Genomic DNA, 21,707 nt, shown 5'->3' with positions numbered 1-21,707 from the left:
GATGCGGAGAAGACCAGGAGGACCAGCCCGGTGACGACGCGCATGGCGCTGCCGGGCTCGACCTCGTTGCGGCGCATGGCCAGATTCAGGGTGAGAGAGGAAGAGCGGGCCAGGCGCTTGGCGAGGAGGTACGACAGGAGCGGCATCGTAAGAACGAGGCCGAGGTCGGTGAGGAGCACGCCGAGCGGGACCAGCAGTGTGTTGATGCCCGTCGTCTGAGCCGGACGGTCGGTGAGGCCGGTCAGACAGTAGCTGGTGACGATGCCGAGGCCGGTGACGAGCAGGAGGCCGCCCCAGACGCGGGGCGCACGAGGGGCTGCCGTGCGGCGCGTGCTGAGCGGGCTTGTGGCAGCCGCGCGGGCGCTCGCGCGGCCGACGAACCAGGCCAGGGCCGGGCAGCCGAGCAGGCAGACGGCGAGGGTGGAGGCGGACAGCGCGCCATCGGCCGGGTACTTGAGACCGGGCAGCCCGGTCCTGGCCATGACCTGGTTCAGCAGGGTCGACCTCGATGCTGGTGACGTCCGCGGAGCGTAGACGTTCGCAGGCAAGCACGGTCGAGTAGCCGGTACCGGTGCCGATTTCCAGCACCGTGTGCCCCTCGTGAAGGTCCGCGTCCGCCCACATCCCTACGACCAGCGACGGCAGCGTCGACGACGAGGTGGGGGCGACACCGTGCCGCACCTGGGGGGCCTTCCAGTCCGGTTCGTTGCTGTCGAACTGGGTGATCAGTGTGGTGTCGGAGTACGCGGCGGTCAGCCATCGGCCATAGTCGAGGTCGGCGGTGACCGGCTCCCACACCGTCAGGCCATTCCGGTCGCCCTCCTCGGCGGGCAGGTAGAACCCGGGCACGAAGGTGTGCCGGGGTACCCCATCGACTGCCCGGCGCCAGCCGGGATCGGTCAGGATGCCGTCGGCTGCGAGGGCCCCGGCCAGTGCCTCGCGCAGCGCGCTTCTGACCTGGAGGTCTCGTCGACCTTTCCGGTGAAATGACGCCAGGATCGTCAGTAGCTGGCGGGTTGCGTTCTTGAGGGTGTACTTCCGCCACGGTGGGAGCCGACGTTCATGGCCCCCACCGCTGCGTCTGAGATGCTGTCAGCCGATGGACGACAGAGCTCTGCCGATAGGAGAGGCAACGTCTCCTGCGAAGTCTGTGACCTTGTCGAGAGCCTTGGGGACCTTCTTCACGAGCCCGATCCCCCGGGACCCTCCTCTGGTCACGATGCCCAACGCTGTGCTGCCTGCACCCTGGATGAACTCGGCGCTACCGAATCCGTGCTCGATGCCGGAGAAGATGGCACCGATACCAGCGGTGGCGAGGGAGACCCCGCCGAGGACAAGAGCGACAGGTGCTGTGGCGGGGGCAGCTGGAGGGAAGAGGAGACTGATGCCTCCGAGCCCGGTTGCCAGCAGTCCGGTAGCGGCACTGGTGTTGTTGAATACATCGGCCCACCACCCGGCGTCATTCCACCACTCTTCTGCACCTGTGGAGATGACGCTCTGGTTGACCTGGTCGTGGGTGGGGGAATCGGCTGGGTTGTGCTTGTCCTTCTTGTTCTGCCTGGCGTTCTCCGCTGCCTTGCGTGCGGCCTCCACGATTTCAGCGGCCCGCTTGTGCACGGCGATCCGCCGGGCGTCGCTGGCAGCGGCCGCCGCTATGGCCCTGTCCCTGCCTGCTGCGAGCTCGGACTGCCGCGCTGCAGCCGCCGATGCCTGGGCGCGGTAGGAGGAGTTGAGGGCGCTGCGGGCGGAGTCGATGGCCTTGTTCGCCGAGAAGTTCGCCGCTCGCGACGCGCCGCGGGCAGTAGCCGCTGCGGCTTTGGCCTTGTTCGCTGAGGCCTGAGCGTCGGCTGCCGACTTGTCCGCGGCGTCTGCGTTCTTCTTGGCTTCCGTGGCTGAGCTGGCGGCCTTGGTAGCCGAGTCGATCGCCTTGTTCGCCCAGTCGGCCGCGTCGTTTGCGGCATCCCGGGCGTCCGCAGCCGCCTTGGAGGCCAACGCTGCGTTTTTCTGTGCCTGATGGGCAATCTTCGCGGAGGCTGCGATAGTTGCACGTATGGCTGCCGAGTGACCGGCGGAGTCGAAGTCGAGTTGAGCCGCTTGGTATTGCACGATGTCGACGAACCGCCGCCGCATCCAGGTAGGGCCTGCCATCGCTACATCCGCGTAGGCCTCAGCGTACGGGCCCCCGGAAGCAGTGATCGTCGCTGTAGTCACCGCGTCGTCCTCGCGTACCGCTTCCGCGAGGTCGTGGTCGAAGAACTTCTGCAGTGCTTCCGGGGTGCCAATCTTCAGCGCGTTGTTCGCCGCGGTCGTGACAGCCTTGCCTGGCTTGCCCTCGAGGATGCGGAAGATCAGGACCCGGTTTTCGTCCTCCCTGGCCTTGATCACGCCAGAGGTGCCGAAGTCGCCCTCAACTTTGGAGCTGCCGCTCTCAAGCGCTTTGACTGCCGCATCCGCTACGGCGGGGTCGGACACCTGAGCGATGTAGAGGATGGTCTCCCGGTCGTCCTGGCCTGCAGCGATGACCCTGTCCGTATCGATCCAGGCGTGGACGTCGTCGTCTGATCCGGACAGGGCGAACTGAGCGGCCTGCCGCGTCCAAGGCCCCCTGGAATCCAGAAGGCCGATGGCCGCCTTCCGCCCGAGTACGGCGGCCTGCTCCAGGTCGTTGCTGGCCAGCGCCGCTTCGGCGCCAGCGATCAGGTCCTTGATGGCTTTGCTGGTCTGTTCCGCCTGGGTGCGCTTGTTCTGGAGATCCGCAAGCTCCTCCTCCTCGATCCGAGCAAGCTCCGCGGCCTCCTCCAGTCCTTGCTTGCGGTCTTCCTCCAGGCTCGCCATTTCGGCCTCGCGGGCCTTCTGCTCCACCTTCACGGCCTTTTCGACGATCTTGGTAGCGACATTGGCCGCCTTGACCGCCTCGGCGGCGTGCGCGGTGGACTTGTTTGCGTAGTCGATGGCCTTGCCCGCGTGCTTCACGGCTTCTTCGGCCGCATCCGCCGCCTTGTCTGCATGCGCTGCGGCGGAGTTGGCGGCGTCGCGGGCCTCACGGGCGGCGTCCGCAGCAGCGTTGGCCAAGGTCTGGGCCGAAGACGCCGCGTTGGTGGCTTGGTTGGCCGCCTTCGATGCGATCTCCGCCTGCCGCTTGGCTTCCGCTGCTTCCTTCTGGGCCTTACCGGCTGAGGTCGCGGCCTGGGCGGAGGCTTTGGCGGCAGCCGCTGCGTTGCGGGCCGCAGAAGCGGCGGCGGTGCCGGCGTTGGCGGCCTGGGCGGAGGCGATCGCGGCCTGGTCGGCCGCCTTGGCTGCTGATCGTGCCTGCGCGGCTGCGTTACGTGCGGCGACCGCGGCATTTTTCGCGGCGTTGGTCTTGGACGCGTCCTTGGAGGCGGCGATCGCGGCGTTATAGGCGCGAGAGGCGGCAGAACCGGCGGAAGCGGCAGCCTGGGAGGCGGCGGTGGCGGCCCAGGAAGCGCGACGCGATGCGTCCACAGCGGCCTGAGAAGCCCTGATTGCGGTCCGGGCCGCATCCGCCGCGCCTCTGGAGGCCTTGGCCGCCTTGCGCGCCGCCGCTGCGGACTTCGCTACGTCCTCCTCAGCCTTCTTGGCTTCGGCCGCAGCCTTCTCAGCTGCTTCCTTCGCCTTTTGCGCGGCTGTTTGGGCCCGCTCCGACGCTTCGACCGCCAGCTCCGTCTTCGCCTTGGCCCGCTTTCCCTCCCGCTCCACCACCTTGACGAGCTCATCGATCGTCGCCGACTCCTGGTCACGGGCGCGGGCGATGTGCTGCCCTGTATCGAGGAACCACAGCACGTCCTCGTCCGTGCCGCTCAGCGCTCGGTTCGCGTACTTCGTCACCTCCGGACCGGCGGAGGTGAGCAACTTGGTGACCTCGACCCGCATGTCCTCGGCGTCAGCACTGAACTGCTCGTCGGTGAGGAACACCTCGAGGGCCTTCCGGTTCCCCTCCGTCATGGCGGCGGAGCCTGCCCGCTGTACCGCCTTGCCGCTGTTGCTGACGACACTTGCGGTGGCCACCTGGAGGTCTTCGATGATGACGGGCTTGAAGCCGTCCTTGACGAAGGCCGCGATGGCCGCGTCACCACTGTCGAGGGCCGCTGTGGCTTCCCTGCGCATCCCCTTGCCGGCGTTGGTGAGGTAGGTCAGCACGGCGACACGGCTGTCCTCCGCGGTGGTCTGGGGCAGTTGCTCGGTGAGAAACGTCCGTATGTCGGCGTCGGTGCCGACGAGAACGTCAGCTGCAGCGGCCCGGGTTGCCCGGCCGCCCGTGATCCACGCCTTCACTGCCTTCGCCCGGTCCGAGTCCGGAAGCGCGAGTGGATCCGGTGCGTCTCCTTCGACAGCGCGTGCCAGAGACGTAAGAGCCCCAGGCGAAGCTGCCACGGCGGTGGTGGCCGCAAGAACGCTGAGCACGCGGCGCCTGCTCCAAAACGTTGTCTTCATATAAGTGTTGTCCTCGTCATCCCTGCCACGCGGCAGGTCGGTGATCATTAACACAGCGGACTGCCCGCAGGGCCGAGGCAGTTGCAGGCTCGCAGGGGTCTGCCGATCGGCCCGCAGCTGCGCTACGCGGCAGAAGGCAGTGACGGCAGCGGGAGGGTTACCTCTGCAGTGCTGGGTGCAAGCCGGGCGAATTGGGCCGGTTCGTGGCTCACGGTCGGTGTAGCTGGCCCCCTCCTGGCCGGACCACCCTTTCCTGCCGTTCTGTGGCGGTGCCCCGACTGAACTCGCCGATGTGCTGGCCCTCCTCGACGTGTAAGCGTCGCTCCAAAGAAGGAATCCTCACACAGAATTTCCGAAACAGTAAAGCATGAGGTCCGGAATTGTCTGAAAGTGCTCAGCTTTTCTTAGCGACCGCAGAGACTTACGCAAGGTTGCTGAGTAAAAGCCGGCGGCGCTCCGTCACCCGGATCGTCATGCTTCCGTTACCTGAACGCGTACAACCTGAAGCGACCATTCCGGATCTTTACACCTTCATTACTTTCCAGTCGTGTGATGCAGGTCATCTGGGCTGCTTGATCCGGTACTTCTCGTCCAAATATGTCCCAATAAGGCGCCTATCGTTGTGTTGGACATGTGAACACGCTGTGGATTTGAATGGTCGCGTCACGCACTTGTGGCGAGGTCGGCACATGCCCTGTTGCTGCCGCACCGCACATCACAGATGGCAACCTTCGATAAGGGTTGTTTGCTCGTGCGTTTCCTGTGAATGATTCGCCCGGGGGAGAGGCGAAGCGCTAGGTGTACGCGCCATGAAGGCGGTACTTTTCGCGTGCCATGCGGCTCTATTTACGGGCGTTACGGCGAGCGCGGGTGACATCTGACCTACGTAGGGGAAACGCATGAAAATCATTACTCGCACCCTTGTGGCGGGGTGTGCCGCCGCAGCCGCAGCTGTGGCCTGGTCCACATCCGGCCCGGCCGAGTCGACCAACACGGCTGTCTCTGTTGCTGATGGAGCGCCCGGGTATGCGGTGGAGGACTTCAACTACCCACAGGCGGACAAGATTCAGCAGGAGAAGGGCATCCTGCTCAAGCGCGGTGACGGGCACATCGTGCTGGCCGCATGCGGCAGTCAGGACGGCCTGCTGGAGGTCTGGGCCCGCAACAAGGACAAGGTCTGCTTCCAAGTCACTGGCAGGTCCGGTTACTTGAGCCTGGAGATCCCTGCTGTCTACGGCATCAAGGGCAACGACTACAACACGGACGTGACCACGACCCTGGATGGCCGGGAGAAGAACTTCGACATCGCGAAGAACACCTTCACCCCGGTAGGCGAGAGCGCCGACCCCGAAGGCCGTGATCACATGCTCGTTGAGATCGTCACCTCGAAGTAGCTCCTGCCGCCCCGCCGTCACGGGCGCCCTCGGCGCCTGTGCTTTCACCTTCTTGAGGAACTGTCATGCACGCCCATCCCAAGGGCAGACTGCGTACCGCTGCTGCTCTGGCAGCCTGTGCGCTGACCGCGCCGGTGCTGCTGTCGGCTACACCCGCACACGCGCTCACCGGACCTGCCGATGCCAACGAGGCCCACGGCTTCACCGCCCGCCTGGACATTGGTGACGGGAAGCGCGCCTGCTCGGCCGCTCTCGTCGATGAGCAGTGGCTGCTCACCGCTGCGAGCTGTTTCGCGGAGAACCCCGCACAGAGCTTGGAAGTCAGGGCCGGCAAGCCGGCGTTGAAGACTACGGCGACCATCGGCCGCACGGAGCTGACCTCCACGGCCGGACAGGTGCGCGAGGTCGTCGAGCTTGTCCCCCGTGGCGACCGCGACGTGGTCCTCGCCCGCCTGGCCATTCCGGTGACGAGTACCGCGCCCATCGCTGTGGCCACCAGCGCACCGAGTTCTGGCGAGCAGCTCACCGCCACCGGTTACGGACGCACCAAGAACGAGTGGGCCCCTGTGGCCCTCCACTCCGGCTCCTTCGCCGCAGGCTCCCGCAGCGGCAACGATCTGCCGATCACCGGCAGCAATGGCGCGGCCGTTTGCAAGGGCGATACCGGCGGCCCGCTCTTCCGGGAGACGAGCGGAAATCCTGAGCTCGTCGGCATCAACAGCCGCTCGTTCCAAGGGAGCTGCTTCGGCACCGAGGCGGCACAGACCAGCACCGACGCAATCAGCGCCCGCGTGGACGACCTGGGGGCCTGGATCGACTCCACCACCCAGGCCGCCGCCACCACCGACTTCAACGGCGACGGTGTGCGCGATATTGCCATCGCCGATTCGCAGGCAACCGTCGCTTCGCAGGCCAAGGCAGGCCTGGTACGTGTCGTCTACGGGGGAAACAAGGGCACCGCCGAGGTCACACAGGCGGCCACCGGGGTGACCGGGGTCGCGGAGAACGGCGACCAGTTCGGTGACGCACTGGCCACCGTGGACTACAACCTGGACGGCTACACCGACCTCGTGGTGGGCACCCCCGGCGAGGACATCGCCAACACTGCTGACGCCGGCCTGGTGCAGATCGTCTACGGCTCCGCCAACGGATTGGGCAAGGGCACCCCCAGCGGTCTTGACCTCGAACAGGGCAAGGGCGACGGCGCTGTCGGCGCCGCTGCCTCCGAGGCCGGTGACCGCATGGGCGACGCCCTGGCCGCGGGCACCACCACACTCGGGGAGCCGTACCTGCTCATCGGCGTGCCCGGCGAGGACGTGAGTGGCGTCGTCGACAGCGGGAACGCCTTCTACCTGCGTGGCAAGACCAACGTCTCCGTCCACCAGGACTCCAAGGACGTTCCCGGTGTCGGCGAAAAGGGCGATCGCTGGGGCACCAGCGTGGCCGGTTCCCCCGAGCACCTGGCCATCGGTGCTCCGAACGAGGCCATCGGGGACAAGGCCGACTCCGGAGCCATCACGGTCTTCCGCCACACGCTGAGCCCGGACAAGATCCCGACTCCGCTGGCCGGTGTCGACCAGAACAGCACCGCGCCTGACATCAACGGTGCTGCGGAAACAGGCGACCTGTTCGGTGCGTCCATCTCCATGACGTCCTACCGGCCCAGGGCCAGCGCCTCGACTCTGCCGACCGACACCATCCTGGCGATCGGCTCGCCGGGAGAGAAGACTGCTGATGCTGCTGGTGCCGGACGGGTCGTCACCGTACGCGTCGCCGCCGATGGTGCAATGAAGCAGCTCGCCGACATTCAGCAGGGATCCGCAGACGTCACCGGGGCCCCCGAAGCCGGTGACAAGTTCGGTGCACAGGTCTCCGCTGTCAACACGGCCCCCGGCGCAGTGTCCAGCACCACGAGCACGCTGGTGGCCGTCGGTATCCCCGGCGAGGACATCGGAACCGCCGCCGACGCGGGCTCAGTGGAGGTCTTCTCTCTGCTCGGCGCCCCCGGTGCCCACGACGTCGTGGTCGAGCCCGGCAAGGTAGGCCTCCCTGGGGTTTCCAGCGCCAAGCAGAAGTTGGGCACCAGTGTCCACGCCGCCGGCACGCACCTGTACCTGGGCCTGCCCAGCGGTCCTGCGCCGCACGGATCCGTGCACACCGTGCCATGGAACAACATCACCGACGCCGCCAGCGGCGCCGTCTCCACTTACGAACCGGGCAAGGACGGCCTGCCTGCAGCAGGCGCTGCCTTCGGCACCGTCATCCGCTAGTCCCATTGCGCAACTACGGCGTCGGTGGTGAATCGATGCCCAGCAGTCCAGGTCCCGGGGCCTCTCCTGAGAGGCTTCGGGACCTGGAGGGCGGAAGGCCATCCGGCTGCCCCGCCCGCCTGCCGCCGTGAGGCAAGGCACGCCTACAACGAACTTGCTTCAGCGGCCCGTGAGTGTCGCGCCAAGCAACGCCTGCCGGCCCTCTCCTTGTGCGGCCCTGACTCTTTCACGCAAGGCAGACAGCGCACCCCCTTGACCAGGGCGGCTGCGCGGGGGAACACGCTATGAAGATCGCATTTCTGATCAATAACGCTTACGGCATTGGTGGCACGATCCGCACCACCGTGAACCTGTCCCGCGCCCTGGCGGCACAGCACGAGGTCGAGGTCGTGAGCGTGCACCAGGTGAAGGACGAACCTGAGCTCCCGTTCGATGAACGGGTAAGGCTGACTCCCCTGATCGACATGCGCCAGGACAGTCCCGCCTATGACGGTGCGCATCCGCTGACTCGTCAGTCATGCACCATGTTTCCCGACACCGGTGCCGCCGCGAACTCCGCACGCCTGCCCTACTCGGCGCTCCAGGACGAACGCATCGGTCAGTGGTTGCAAGAGACCGACGCCGATGTGGTGATCGCTACCCGTCCCGACCTCAACGGATACCTCGCCCGCGACGGCCAAAGCCGCTACCTGCGCATCGGGCAGGAACACCTGAGCCTGGACGCCCACAACCCCACCTTGCGCGGTCACCAGAATGAGGCGGTCGCCCAACTGGACGCTTTCGTGACCGTGTCCGAAGCCGACGCCGCGCAGTACCGCCGAGCCCTGCCGAACGTAACGGCCCGGATCCTGAGCATCCCCAACAGCGTGCCCGAACCCGCGGTCGAACCCTCCGGCCACCGCTCCGACCTCATCATCGCCGCGGGTCGACTCGCCGCCGTCAAACGATACGACCGACTGATCGACGCCTTCGCCAAGACCGCCCCCGCGCACCCCACCTGGTCGCTGCGCCTCTACGGACGAGGACCGGAGCGAGCGAATTTGCGGCGCCAGATCGACGAACTCGGCCTGTACGAGCGCATATCCCTCATGGGACCGGTCTCACCGATCGAAACCGAATGGGCTAAGGGTGCCATTGCCGCGGTCTCCTCCGACATGGAGTCCTTCGGCATGACCATCGTCGAGGCCATGCACTGCGGCGTCCCCGTCATCTCCACCAACTGCCCCCACGGACCTGCCGAGATCATCGACGAGACCAACGGCGTGCTGGTGCCGCTGGGAACCGGAGTCGATGGGTACGCCGCGGCCCTTGACCGCCTCATGGCCGACGCCCCGCTCCGCGCCCGCCTAGGGGCCGCCGCGCGCCAGCGGGCGAAAGCCTACGAGCCGGCCGCCATTGCCCGGCGCTACGAAGCCCTGTTCCAGGAACTGTCCGCCCCGCGCAACCGCCGCTGGGCGAAGTCTGTCCCCGGCAGACCTTTGTTGGCCCGGTTGCGATCCGCGCTTCCGGCAAGAGCCGCCAAACAGACCGAGACGTCCCCCGTACCGGCGCCACCCCTGGAAACAAGGCCCCGTCTACGACCCGTCGCATCCGCCCGGGCCTGCGCCGACGGCAGCATCAGCATCCGCCTCGACGCATCGACCCTGCCCTCTGGGCGCCTCGACTTCCTGGCCCGCCTGCGCCGCGACCCAGAGGGACGACAGATCCGAATCCCTCTACTCGCCTCGAGCACCAGATCCGACCGAAGCGACCTCGGTATCACGCTCGCTCCGGCCGAGCACACGTTGTCGGAAGGCCGGTGGGACTGCTACGTGGTGGGCAACGACACCCGGGAGGAGTCGCGCCTCATCTGTGCGCTGGCAGAACAGGCGCGCAGTGTCGGCCGAGTGCCTGTCATCGCCGACGGCCATGTGACGGCCTGGCTTCCCTATGCCACCACTGACGGATTCCTGGCGCTGCGTACCTGGCGGCGCGATGCACACGCCGAAGTGGAAAGCATCACGACCGGCGACGACCACGCCACCGTGACTGCACGCCTGCTCACGACCGACATCCCCACCTCTCTCCATGCCGCCACAGTGGTTGCTGCATCACGCCAGGGGGAGACACACGACTTCACTGTCCCGGTCACCCAACTCGTCGGAAGCCCAGGGCTTTTTACTTTCACTCTCCCGTACTCTCCGGCGCTCGCCCAGCGGAGCAGCACCCATGACGTGTGGGACGTTCGCCTGCGCGTGAGTGCCACCAGCCCGTTCATCTCGATCGGCCGGATGGGTGGCGACATCGTCGACCGTAAAAAGACCGACGTGCTCCCAGCCATTGCCCTGCAGCACGAGGAGCGGGGCACGACGCGTACCAAGCCCTTCTTCACCGTCACCAACGATCTCGCCCTGAGCTTGCGGGACACGGATGACAGTCCATCGACTCACCTCACCCTCCATAAGCAAGAGACTGCCCGGAGCGATTGAAACAGCCACAAATTCCAATACGCACCCAAAGGCCCACGACATAACTTCCCCCTTCGTTGCGCCGCACCCTTCGCTAGTGGCCCCTTATCGCTCGACCCGAGGAAGTGAAATGGAATTTCACAGGAAAATAACTCAACCTGTGATATGCGCGATGATTGCGCTGGCATTGTTCTGGGGGATGTCTTCATCTGTCTCTGCTGTACCCCTGCCTGAAGCGAGAAACCCCACTCTGAAAGAGAAATCGCTTTTCGGATTGGATGAAGGTTCCGGTTCGCGGCGTGTCTCAGGGGGAGTTCCGAAAGAGTTTGCCGCGTCATTGTCCGGTGGCGCCCGGCTCGGCGTCGGTGGCAAGGTGGGGACGGCGCTGCATTTGGATGGGTCCTCCGGGTATGCGGCGACGCCGGGGCCGGTGGTGGACACGACGAAGTCGTTCTCGGTGTCGGCCTGGGTCAAGCTGGATGACAAGAATGAGAATTATACGGTTTTGTCTCAGGCGGGTGATCGTGCCAGCGGGTTTCAGCTGTATTACTCGAAGCACTATGACAAATGGGTGTTCAACCGGCATGCGAGCGACACCGACGGAACAGAGATCGTTCGGTCCATGAGTGACAGTTCCGCAAGAGCGGACGAGTGGACCCATCTCACGGGCATATACGACAACATTGAAAAAAAGGTCCAGCTATGGGTTGGTGATAAGCCGCAGACGGCGGCCAGTTTCACCACCCCCTGGCAAGCCCGCAGTGCCCTGCAGATCGGTCGGCTCTTTCACAAAAGCGCCTGGCAGGAGTACTTCAGCGGAACTGTCGACGACATTCGTATCTCTGCATACGACTCAGCTACTCAATGCCTGGGAACGTATGCCATCGGCCACCGCGGCGCACCTGAGATCGCTCCAGAGAACACCCTTGCATCCCTGGAGGCGGCCGTCGACAGTGGTGCTGAATGGGTGGAGACCGATGTGCAGTTCACCAAGGACGGACAACCGGTCATCATGCACGACGCGACAGTAGACAGGACTACCAACGGGACTGGACGAGTTGACCACCTTACTGCCGCAGAGATAGCCCAGTTGGTGACTAAGGGAGGAGGAAGCGTCCCCACTCTGGAGCAGGTTCTGACCTCACCCAAGGTGCGATCCGTCCGGCTCCTTCTGGAAATCAAGGGGCCGCAAAAGGCCGAGTATGTGGATCGCGCTCTCCGCCTTGTAGGCGATGCCGGAATGACCAAGACTACGCTGGCTCAGTCCTTCGACGAGGACGTAGTGCAGAGCGTGGCCGCTTCCCCCTACAAGACCAGGGTAGCTTTGCTTCGCTCACGAATGGATGCGGACCCCGTAGCCGTAGCACGTGCACTCTCGCTCGACGCATACGCGGTGAAGTTCAGTTCGCTTTCGACACAGCCGTCAATGGTGGGGCAATTGCAGGCAGCCGGAATCGATGTGTTCGTCTGGACCGCGGACACCAGCAGCGAATGGCAGTCCGCGACGACGTGGGGTGTCAACGGTGTCATCACCAATCGTGCGGATCAATACCTGCGGTGGAGGGAAAGCTACTGCACCGACCAGGCCGCCCTCGCCCGGCGACCTGGGGCGGCCGACGCCTCCGTTCCGAGCGGCTGAGGCGATCACCACCGCTGCGCTAGATACCTCGTGAAACGTCGGCAGCTCGCCTGTGACAGCCATCGGGAAGTCGCAAGAGGTGTCGGAAGCGGCCTGGTCTCCGACGCACTCGTGCCATAGCTACCAGCAATCCTTCGCGTTCCGCGACTGGGCGATGGCCCAATCGCTCTTCTGATCCGTCCCACCCGCACCAGAGAGAAGTCATGCCCTCACCACGTACTAGATGGGTGTTCTCCGCCCTCCTCCTCGCCATGGGCCTCACCGCGACCGGCACCGCCGGCGTCGCCGAGATCCAGGCCGAACCAGCCCATACGCCTCTCGCTGCGGTCGTGAACGAGACCACGGGCACTGTCCCAGCCGCTCCCGCCACGGCCTTGCAAAGTACTGCCTTCACTGCCGAGGACTCCTGTGCCCATCTCCCGGCCGGGGCCCGCGCGAAGGGGAGCGACGCCGTCACCGCGTGTGTGAGCGTCGACAGCGCGCCCATTGAAGCGGGCTCGGCAGTCCGCAAGAAAACAGACGATTTCAGCCCGGCAGCTGCTGCCCGCGACGCCGATGATCCTGACGTGTCCGGCGTCGACCCGGAGTTCGAGCCGGACGGCGACAATCCCGAGCCGCCTCCGCCCTCGTGTGTGCTGGGCAAGCCGGGACAATGGACCTGGAGTCGCACCGGCGGCCTGTGCATGAATGGCGCCGAGGTCACCTACACGCTGTACGACAGGTCCGGCAAGCCTGTCGGTACCGGTCTCATCGAGGTCAGCTCCACACTCGCCACCTCTTACAAGTCGCTGGACCTCAACGAAACGATCAACGCCAAGCTGGTACGGGTTACCGGAGACGTCAAGAGCCTCGTGGTGAAAATGCAGGTCGGCTGCGGTGGCGGGTGCAAGACCGTGACGAAGCAGCCGTGGTACGGCTCCTCCGAGCTGACGCTCGGCCAGGAAAAGACCGGGAAAACCAAGTACAGCGGCGATGCTTTCGCGACGAACGCCACCCGTTCATCGTTCCAGACCAGTTACACGATGTACGTGACGATGCCCGGTGTGGCCCCACTCGACCCCGCCGCCTCCTGGTCCAGCCCTGCAGGCGGCAAAATCCGCTGTGACAAGGAACAGCCCAAGATGCGCGGCTGCGTCATTCCGACTGATGATCTCCCGGTATTGAGATACTCGCGGTCGCACGCGAAGTACGGGATCGTCGTTCCTCTCTACGAGGAGATCATGAAGCGCCGGGGCACTGACGTCCTGCACGCGGTCGGTCAGACCACGGCGGACGCCAACCGCGCCGCGACCTGTACTCCCTTCACCAACCTGTATCCAGAGCAGAGGTTCGCGGACAGCTGTGACGAGTTCCCGCCCGCCAGCACGAAGGAGGGGGGCCAGAATGGCGACCTGTGTGCCGAGCTGACTCCTCAAGTTGTGAACGGTGCGTGGTCAGCCCCCGCCACTTGGCCCGACCGTCCGACCTCCGGTACGGAGACGTGCCTGCGGCTCCACATCTCTCAGCGCGCCAACAGCTCGGCGGGCGGGGTCCTCGGCTCGCTTCGCAAGTACGAGCGTCTAGTGGACGGCGATCCCTTCCGCATCGAGTTCACCCCGTGAGGCCCCCGGGCACGCCACCCGGTACCGATTTGGCTCGGTGAACCAGGCATCATGAGCAGGGCTCTCCGCCGTGCCTCGTTCGCTGCGGGGAGCCCGGATGACTCGACCCTGGCAGACGATGCTGGGGGAAAACGGCGGAGGCAGAACATGACAGCAGGCGCGGACACGCGTTCGCTCACCTGGGCGACAGCCTGGATGTGCGTCACTTTCACCCGAGGTCTGAGCCCCGAGGAGGTGTTCTCCCGGTACGGCGCCGATCCGGCCCAGGCGCGGCTGCTCGACGCGGACCAGGCCTCGGATCTGCCCTCAGGCGACTCCGACCACGGGATGGTCTCGCTGCTGCGGTCCGGGAGACTCGGCAGTTGGACCTTCTGCGTCGAGGAGGACGGCGTCATCGGCTCCTGGGAAGAACTGCTCGCGGAGCTGTCCCGGGGCACCGAAACATACAGTGTGCTGACCACCGACGGCATCGACATCTTCCAGTACTGGCGCGACGGCCAGTGCGTCGAGAACTTCGAGCCCCGCATGGAGCACACCCGGCCCGACCGGCCCGAACTCTGGTGGGACCCGGTGGAAGCAGCGCTCGCCGCGCACAGGGACGAGGACACAGGGATGGCACCCGTGGTGGCCCTCGTACTCGACCACCTCGGCATCACCCTGGACGACGCCACCCTCGCCAGGCCCTGGCCCAGCCTGACGCTGTCCGAGGACGACGCGCCGTCGGCACCGCTGGGTGACACCTACGCGGGCGAGGGACCGGTTCCGCCCCAGCCGTCGCCCGGGGGATGAGCTGAGGAGACGTAGTCGCCACTGGCAGCGATCACCCTCGGCAGTACCAACTGCTCGCTTGCACTGGGACAGGACCTGGCCCCTGACCGGGCCCTACCGCTGCCCTGTCCGGGCTACCATCGGCCGTCAGGCCTGCGCTAACTGTCGCGGGCGAGGCGGCGGTGGTGCATGAGCCAGCCGATGCTCCGTTCGATGGTCCAGCGCCTCGTTCTGTGGAATCTGATTTGTCAAGTAGTTCAGCTTTTGCCCTGGTTGACGGAGACGATCGGTAGGAGTGTCGCTGTCGCCGGAACGCCGATCTGGCGGGGTGTCGCGCCGGTTGGCGTGGGGACGTCGACCAGCCGTTCCAGTAGGTGGTCGAGTGCGACCTGGCCGTCGTCGACGGCGGCACGTTCCTCGTCGCTGAGCGGGACGCTCGCCAGCATGCGCTGGAGGTTGTCCTTGGCCTCCAGGAGCTGGCCCTTGCTGGATACCTTGGGCGTGTAGAAGTCGCAGCGAGCGCAGGCCATGCGGTACGGGCATTGTTCGAAGAACGTGTAGGTGCAGTACCCGTGGCCGAGGTCGTAGTACTGCCATGGCTCGCCTGAGGCGGCCGCTCCGGAGGTGACCGCGTCCCGGTCGACGAGGACCTCGATGGTGCGAACGTTGCGCTCGAAGTACCCGGCGTCGTTGTACGCCCTGGCCAGGGTGTTCGGGGTGATCTTTGCGTAGTGCTGAGTCGAGTCCGGGCTCCGGTGACCGAGCCAGGCTTGCAGCTCGAACAGTGTCATCGGTTCCTTGGCGTTGTAGAGCTGGCTGGCGATGGTTGATCGGGCCCGGTGGCTGGTGATGTTGCCCCGGACATCGGCGGTCGGGACGCCGGCCTTCTGGCAGAGCGACGGGATGATCGTCCCGTTGACGTAGGTCTTGGCGACTCGGCGGGCTCTCATCGCGAAGAGGAGGTCGATGTGCTCACCGGTCTTGCGGTCCAGCATCTTCGGCTGTTGCGGTCGCAGTTCCTGCCATGCCTCGATCGCCTTGCCCAGCAGTGGATCGACGGGCTTGGTGAACGAGGTGCCGGTCTTGTGGGTGGGGACGTCCAGCAGGCAGACGGCGTCCCGTGCCAGTACCTCGTCGGAGTCACCGGGGATCGGGAACCCCTCGTGCTGCCAGCGGACGCAGCCCACGCGAAGTCGAGCGATCTCGTCACTGCGCAGGCTGCTGAACAGCCAGGTCAGGGATAGCACCCGGAGGAGCTCGAACGGATAGCGCAGGCTGTTGAGTCTGGTCGGCAGATCATCGGGGCCGATGTTGAGCCCGGCCCACAGCAGTTTGGCCCAGATGTCGTCGGCTATCACCCGCGGGTCGGGGCCGAGCATCGCCGCGACGGTGCGGGGCGTCGACAGTGCGCGTACGGGGTCAAACCGTCGGGGTATCCACTCCCATTCCTGGAGGTCGCGGAAGAAGGCACGGGTCGTGGTGAGGTAGCCCGACTTGGTGTGCGGCGTGACCGGCTGGCCTGTCCGCGTCTCGTGGCTGGCGAGTCTCTGGGCGTAATCTCCGACACGGAGCTTGTCGACCGCGGCGACCCAGGACGCGCAGGTCTGACGGGTCCATTGGGCCGGCTCCGTGATCTCTGGATGTTCGGCGGCGAGCCAGCGTCCGATCTTCGACAGCAGGGAGCGGTTGTTGTCGCGGACCTTGCGCGACAACGTGGAGGTGGAGTGCCAGCGTTCGACCCATTCGGCCCACTGACGTGAGGTCCCCTCGATCGCGGGCATCCGCCCGCGATACGGAGTCGGCGGCACGGAACAGTGCCCGAGTGCGGCCACTGCCCGCTGGATCCCGTAGAGGGCGCCGATGTAACGATCCGGCAGGTCAGTGTGCTGACGGATCCGGTCGAACGCCTCGGTCGTCAGATCTTCAAGGAACGGGCTGCGGTTGAGCAGGAGCGTCTGACACAGGACCGGGGAGATCCGTGGGTCGATGCCGTTCTCGACCTGATAGCCCCAGCCACGAAGCACCTCCGCAACCTGCTGTTGCGCTTCGTCGACCGGATGTTGGCCGAACACTCGCCAGGCCAGCGGCAGCCGTCGGAAGCCGCCCAGTTCGTCGCACTTGGTGAAGCCGCTGAGCAGGTAGGCGTATGCGGTCAGATACGGGCGCGCGGTTCCCTCGGCCCATCCTGGAGCGTTTGCGGTGAACTGCCTGGCGTTGGCGCCGATCAGGGCGAGCCAGTCCTTGGCCGACCAGGCCCAGATCGTACGGCCGTGCTTGGCACAGTGCAGGAGAATCAGTGCGATGGCGTCGTCGACACCCCGGCGGTAGCTGCCCTCATCGGGACACCACAGCGATGAACGCACGTCGTCGAGCGGGCGGAGCAGGCGCCGAACCGTCTTCCACTGATGGGCCCTCGTGTCGTAGCCGCCGGGGTAGCGGCGCAGGTCCGTTCCCAGGGACGCAAGCGCCCCTTGTTCGTCGTCAGTGAGCTCAGGGCGTCGGTCGTAGCGGTCCGGCTCGACCGGCCACGGCCAGGACGTCGGTATGTCCGCCGCGGAGGCAGACGCTGCGGTCAGCGCGGTCACAGCGAGACCGCCTCCTTCGCGGGCTCGCCAAGGCGGGCCAGCATCTGCACCCGCCAGCCGTGAATCTGCTCCATGCCACGGTTGAGCTTGTCGGCCAGGTCCCGGCCTGAGAGGTGGATATAGGTGAGCGTGGAGTCGGTGTGGCGGTGGCCGGCGAAGGTGGCGATCGCGTGCAACTCCCGCGCCAGGTCGGTCAAGCACAGGTGTCTCGTGGTGTGAGTGGAGAACCGCGGGACATCGGCAATACGCCTTCCATCCCAGGACAAAGCAACCTGCGCGAGAACCCGCCCAAATGCCACAGGCATGCCGTGGACAACCCGCCGCGGTTCGGTACAGCTCACGCCGCTCGTCGGCAGGGCGAGAGCCCTGCGCGAAGATCAACAAGCCGTCGTCCAGGGCATCACCACCCGTTACAACTCCGGCGTCAACGAGAGCCGCATCACCGACGTGAAACTCCAGAAACGCCTCATGACCGGACGCGCAGGAGTCCCCCTCCTCCGCCACCGCGTCGTCCTGATGGCCCACCTTCGACGCCGGTACGCGGACCGGCCGACCCTCGCCCCGAGCTGATCTCCGGCTGCGACAGAGGCACACCCACCAGTACGCCGACACCTCCGAGCAGCAGCACGATGACCTCACGGCTTGATCAGGGACTTACCTGAAGACATAGAAACGCCCAACGGAGTTGACGTCCGAGGTGTCCTCGGGTGTCCTGCTGCAATGTCTGATCTTCGTGCAGCCGGACGGCGACGCCACACTCAAAGACTGGCAGTACGCCCACAACATGATCATTCCTACCCACTCACTCCCTCTGGACGAGGTATGGGAACGTGCCCGGCGCAACCACCTGGAGATCGCGTACCTCGATGACGATCTTGTGGGCTGCAGCACGGTGCGCCCGCCGACGGACGAAACACCGGCAGCCACAGTCATCGCCCGCGTGCTCGCCGCTCACCGCAGGCGGGGGTTCGGCGAGGAACTCTATGCGCGCGGGCTCAACCGGGCCCGGCAACTGGCGGCCGAGGTGATCGAGACCGTCGTCCTGTCCTCCAACGAGGACGGACTGCGGTTCGCGCTCAAGCACGGATTCGTCGAGACCGAGCGATACCTGCCTCCTGGAGACGCCATCCCCTGGATCGGCTTACGGCTCTCCTGACCGGGACAGACCGCGCCCTCACGGTCTACGCAACAGCTTCTGCAAATGAGCCGCACCCATCGACCGACCGCTGCCCAGGGATGATCTCCGGCTACGAAAATCTTGCCAGAGCCACATCGGAGAGTACGCAGACAACAACCGCACCCTCGACGAGCGGCTCAAGGCCGCCCGCTCGAACCTGCGCTTCCAGGACCGGCGCGTCGCCGACCTCGAAGCCCGCATCGCCGAACCGGCACTGAAGCCCTGAATCCTCCCGCCTGACCACTTCACGGCCCGTCCACCGTCCCGGTGGACGGGCCGTCCCACTGGTTCTGGGAGTGAGTGGCTGGCCTACTCGTGGGTTACGGCAGGAGGATCAGTGCCTCTGCCGCTCCCGCAGTCGGCGGGACAAGCTTGCTTCAGCTGGCCAAGGTGCCTTGGTGAAAGTACATGCACCAGCCTGTCTCCGTCAGGCGCCACAAGGAACTCCGCCATGCCCGACGCCCCTGGTTGTCGGCGAAGTACGTCAGGTGAACGATCCCCGGAGCCAGGACGGTCCCTGACATCTTGCTGACCTTGACCGGCGACTCCGAGGACACCGTTCCCGCACTTGTCACCGTGAGGATCGACTCCGCGTCCCACCAGCGACCGGACGCCCCGATCTCGGTGAACTCAGGATCCAGAAGCTCCGCAACGAGGGCCGGAGAAGCACGCACCTCAGGATCGAGGAGCCGCAACTCTCCATCAACGGCGGCTTGCACAGCCCGCTCACTCTCGTCCGTCATGCACGGATCCTACGAACTCCCGGTGCCAGGGCGCAGCGAATATTAGGCACGGAGTGATCAGAGTGATCACCAACAGCCCGGAGTCGAGGTTCGTAGGACGGGGCAAAAACAACGGACTCTCAAGTGGCGTCGCTGCACGATCCTGCGGCCAGTCCCACGAATCCCCGCAACGGGTTACAGCGACAGCTCCACCCCATCGTCACGAACATGTAGTCCATGAATCGCCGCAGTTCAGAGGCGGTTCACGAGCTCACGCGGTCGGTAAACTGGCCGACCTCGAGGAACGCAAGGCCCGCGCCTTCACCACCTGGGCCGATGTCACCTGCGAGGCCGTCCTACGGTGGGAGGCCCGGCGCGCCGAGCAGGCCGCTGCCGCCACCCGCCTCCAGCACCAGCAGCGTGCCGGTGACACCACCAGCGGGGACGCGCCAGCGGTGGCCCGGCTGCTGACCGTCCCGGTGCAGTGGGAGCACGCGCGCTCTGTCCTTACGCTCGTGGCCGACCACACCCCGCTGCCCGGACCAGAAGCACGACTGCTGGTGCTGATGCTGACCCTGCGCACCGCGCGCACCGGCACCGGCAATCTCGTCGGCCAGGACATCACCGCGCTGGAGTTGATCGAGAAGTTGACCGGCTGCGGCTGGCTGTCCTTCCCTGGCACTGCCGAGGACCTGCTCGCCTCCCGGCCGGAAAAGACCACTCCGATCAGCGTCCCCTCCCTTGCACCCCACGAGGACAGGCGGGGTCCGTTCACGTTCGGCAAGAAGACGCGGCCCAAAGTCTCCGGCTGGGCCCAGAAGGTCATCTCGGACAAGAAGCTCCGCACTCCGCAAAGCCAAGGCCACCGCCGGCACCCGACTGCTCGCCCTGACGCTGGCCACCCACACCGACGCCTCCGGACGGCTGGGCCCCGCCGGGCAGGGCATCGATCTGGACCAGCTCGCCTCCTGGTGCGCCATTGACCTCAGCGAACTGCCGCACTCGATCGACCTGTTGACCGCAGCGGACTGGCTCGCCGACACCGTCCCCTGCCATGCCCGGCTCACCGGGCAGCTGACCGAACGCGTACTTCCGTTCACCTGTCCCTTCCGGGCTTGAAGCACGGGTCCGTCCGAGTGAACCGTGACGGTGTCGTCCATCCTGGCCCGCTCATCGACTGGATGGTGGGCAGGCATGGCCCGAGGCGGGCCACGTTTCGGCCGCCGCCCGATCCGGCGTACCCGAACGCAAGGAGCGTAGGACTGCACCGGCCCGCATTACCGTGATCACTTCAGCTCGCCAGTGTTCGTAGGCGCGCCGGGATCGGGCAGAGACGCGCCAGGAAGGCACTGTCGTGAGCAACCGCTCATCGTGGGAGTCCCGCAAGCTCCGCTACTGGGCCCAGTGCACTGGGCAGTCCCGCCGCGCCGCCCTTCGCACCAGCCACCCGGCACTGACGGCCTCCCCGGCGCAGACGCGCCTGGAGAGCTACGTCCTTGAGCAACTAGGCACCCCTCCTGATCTGTGCGCGCACCCCTTCGGTATCTGCTTCCGGCCACCCCCGTGCCGGGAAGCGGGGACGATGTGCCTGGAATCCCCGGCCTGCGGGTGAGCGGCATCGAGGCCGGCGGCCGGCAACTGCGCCTGCACCTGGTGAAAGACCCTGAGCAGTCAGTGGCGCTCGTGCTCGCCCTGCCCCGTGGACTGGCGGAGAGCTGGGCCGATATCGAGAGCCGACACCGGCACTGGTGCGAAGCCCACGGACAGCGCCCTCTGTGGATGACCCCACACCTCGATCCCGTGGAAACCGAATACCTCAACGCCTATCCCACTTTGGAAAGCGCGAGAGCCAGACGAGCCGCGGTGGGCAGTGCGCTACTCCGGCGTATCGCGCTCTTCCACACCGTCACCGCCTTCTACCGCGTCCAGTGCTGGGACGACGGCGATAGCTGGGAGATCGACGCCCGCACCGCCCATCCCCGGGCCCTCTGGCACGACCAGCTCCTGCAGCGGCTGTGCCACCCACGATGGGGCCTGCCAGCACGCGTGGCCCACCGGTTCTGCCACTGCGCCGAGCCGGACGCTCCCTACCAGTGGAACCACACCTGCGCTTTCTACTTCGACGGCCACAGCACGGGCAAGGACGACCCCCTCTACCTACGCGTCCATGCCAGCCTCGAAGGACGCGAATACGACCGGCAGATCGCCACGCTGCGCCAAGTCGGAGCACCGGCAGCTTGGATGACCCGCGCTTTCCCCCGGCAGGCAGTCCAGCACCACGACCACCATCAGCCGCGTCTGCCGCAGTAACAGACACCTGTGCCCCGACCGGAGAGAAGATCGCGCATGCCGGGAGGGGACTTGCCACCGCCGCCTCCTTCCATGACTGCAGAAGTGCTACTCACCGGCTGGCCCACCGCCACGCAGAAGGTCAAACTCTTCCACGGCGTGCCTGTTTTCACCGCGACTTCGACGAGCGTGACCGGGAGACGGCACAGCGCACCTCCCCAAGCCGTCGCCCGGTGCTGATGGCGACGGCAGCCTGGAAGTACCGGCCGGACCGGGAGCCCCCACGCGGCTCGCGAGCTGGACAGCGGGAGTTCCCGAGCGGAGGGCCGGCGTCGGAACGTCGCGCTGCCCTTAACCGGCAGC

16 protein-coding genes and 2 pseudogenes are annotated in these 21,707 nt (G+C 66.1%); 11 read left to right on the top strand and 7 right to left on the bottom strand.

Annotated features, from left to right (window positions below; genetic code table 11):
* The 3 genes and pseudogenes from ACWDZ7_RS40655 to ACWDZ7_RS40645 form a co-directional block, all read right to left on the bottom strand.
* Positions 1-482 (bottom strand): annotated as a pseudogene (locus tag ACWDZ7_RS40655) (ABC transporter permease); the annotation flags it as partial.
* Between the two features lie 16 nt (positions 483-498).
* Positions 499-945: pseudogene (locus ACWDZ7_RS40650) on the bottom strand (ATP-grasp peptide maturase system methyltransferase); the annotation flags it as partial.
* A gap of 147 nt (positions 946-1,092) precedes the next feature.
* The gene (locus ACWDZ7_RS40645) at positions 1,093-4,500 is read right to left on the bottom strand and encodes a hypothetical protein (RefSeq protein ID WP_451803800.1); all 3,408 of its coding nucleotides are present in this window, start codon (positions 4,498-4,500) and stop codon (positions 1,093-1,095) included.
* Between the two features lie 851 nt (positions 4,501-5,351).
* Between ACWDZ7_RS40645 and ACWDZ7_RS40640 the strand changes: the two genes are divergently transcribed.
* From ACWDZ7_RS40640 to ACWDZ7_RS40615, 6 genes are all read left to right on the top strand, one after another.
* On the top strand, positions 5,352-5,846 hold the full coding sequence (locus ACWDZ7_RS40640) for a hypothetical protein (protein WP_451803799.1): 495 nt from the start codon (positions 5,352-5,354) through the stop codon (positions 5,844-5,846).
* 65 nt (positions 5,847-5,911) lie between these two features.
* The gene (locus ACWDZ7_RS40635) at positions 5,912-8,116 is read left to right on the top strand and encodes a trypsin-like serine protease (RefSeq protein WP_451803798.1); all 2,205 of its coding nucleotides are present in this window, start codon (positions 5,912-5,914) and stop codon (positions 8,114-8,116) included.
* A gap of 284 nt (positions 8,117-8,400) precedes the next feature.
* On the top strand, positions 8,401-10,584 hold the full coding sequence (locus ACWDZ7_RS40630; protein WP_451803797.1) for a glycosyltransferase family 4 protein: 2,184 nt from the start codon (positions 8,401-8,403) through the stop codon (positions 10,582-10,584).
* Between the two features lie 151 nt (positions 10,585-10,735).
* The gene (locus ACWDZ7_RS40625; protein ID WP_451803796.1) at positions 10,736-12,202 is read left to right on the top strand and encodes a glycerophosphodiester phosphodiesterase family protein; all 1,467 of its coding nucleotides are present in this window, start codon (positions 10,736-10,738) and stop codon (positions 12,200-12,202) included.
* A 227-nt stretch (positions 12,203-12,429) separates the two neighbouring features.
* A complete protein-coding gene (locus ACWDZ7_RS40620) occupies positions 12,430-13,803 on the top strand; it encodes a NucA/NucB deoxyribonuclease domain-containing protein (RefSeq protein ID WP_451803795.1) in 1,374 nt (457 codons plus the stop codon).
* A gap of 147 nt (positions 13,804-13,950) precedes the next feature.
* Positions 13,951-14,592, top strand: a complete 642-nt coding sequence (locus ACWDZ7_RS40615) for a DUF6461 domain-containing protein (protein WP_451803794.1) — start codon at positions 13,951-13,953, stop codon at positions 14,590-14,592.
* Positions 14,593-14,828: 236 nt separating this feature from the next.
* On the opposite strand, the gene ACWDZ7_RS40610 is transcribed toward ACWDZ7_RS40615, so the two are convergent.
* Entirely contained in the window at positions 14,829-17,156 is a 2,328-nt protein-coding gene (locus ACWDZ7_RS40610) for a tyrosine-type recombinase/integrase (RefSeq protein ID WP_451803793.1), read from the bottom strand.
* Complete coding sequence (locus tag ACWDZ7_RS40605) at positions 17,153-17,353, bottom strand: hypothetical protein (RefSeq protein ID WP_451803792.1); 201 nt, start codon at positions 17,351-17,353, stop codon at positions 17,153-17,155. The genes ACWDZ7_RS40610 and ACWDZ7_RS40605 overlap by 4 nt, the downstream gene beginning before the upstream one ends.
* A 106-nt stretch (positions 17,354-17,459) precedes the next feature.
* On the opposite strand from ACWDZ7_RS40605, the gene ACWDZ7_RS40600 reads away from it, so the two are divergent.
* Both ACWDZ7_RS40600 and ACWDZ7_RS40595 read left to right on the top strand, forming a co-directional pair.
* The gene (locus ACWDZ7_RS40600) at positions 17,460-17,726 is read left to right on the top strand and encodes a hypothetical protein (protein ID WP_451803791.1); all 267 of its coding nucleotides are present in this window, start codon (positions 17,460-17,462) and stop codon (positions 17,724-17,726) included.
* A 214-nt stretch (positions 17,727-17,940) separates the two neighbouring features.
* Positions 17,941-18,312 carry a GNAT family N-acetyltransferase gene (locus tag ACWDZ7_RS40595; protein ID WP_451803801.1) on the top strand — a complete coding sequence of 124 codons (372 nt, stop codon included), beginning with the start codon at positions 17,941-17,943 and terminating at the stop codon, positions 18,310-18,312.
* A 398-nt stretch (positions 18,313-18,710) separates the two neighbouring features.
* Here the strand turns inward: ACWDZ7_RS40595 and ACWDZ7_RS40590 are convergent, their stop codons facing one another.
* Together ACWDZ7_RS40590 and ACWDZ7_RS40585 are read right to left on the bottom strand one after the other, a co-directional pair.
* Positions 18,711-19,076, bottom strand: coding sequence for a nuclear transport factor 2 family protein (locus tag ACWDZ7_RS40590; RefSeq protein WP_451803790.1), 366 nt, complete (start codon positions 19,074-19,076; stop codon positions 18,711-18,713).
* 335 nt (positions 19,077-19,411) lie between these two features.
* Complete coding sequence (locus tag ACWDZ7_RS40585; RefSeq protein ID WP_451803789.1) at positions 19,412-19,549, bottom strand: hypothetical protein; 138 nt, start codon at positions 19,547-19,549, stop codon at positions 19,412-19,414.
* A gap of 21 nt (positions 19,550-19,570) precedes the next feature.
* Here ACWDZ7_RS40585 and ACWDZ7_RS40580 point away from each other — a divergent pair, with 21 nt between their 5' ends.
* From ACWDZ7_RS40580 to ACWDZ7_RS40570, 3 genes are all read left to right on the top strand, one after another.
* Positions 19,571-20,038, top strand: a complete 468-nt coding sequence (locus ACWDZ7_RS40580; protein WP_451803788.1) for a hypothetical protein — start codon at positions 19,571-19,573, stop codon at positions 20,036-20,038.
* Between the two features lie 371 nt (positions 20,039-20,409).
* On the top strand, positions 20,410-20,667 hold the full coding sequence (locus ACWDZ7_RS40575) for a hypothetical protein (RefSeq protein WP_451803787.1): 258 nt from the start codon (positions 20,410-20,412) through the stop codon (positions 20,665-20,667).
* Positions 20,664-21,365 (top strand): hypothetical protein, encoded by a 702-nt coding sequence (locus tag ACWDZ7_RS40570; protein ID WP_451803786.1) that lies wholly within the window; start codon positions 20,664-20,666, stop codon positions 21,363-21,365. The genes ACWDZ7_RS40575 and ACWDZ7_RS40570 overlap by 4 nt, the downstream gene beginning before the upstream one ends.
* Positions 21,366-21,707 lie beyond the last annotated feature (342 nt).

The organism is Streptomyces sp. NPDC003032 (assembly GCF_053591415.1).
Note: the sequence above shows the minus strand (reverse complement) of the source record. Positions and strands in the feature narration are given on the sequence as shown.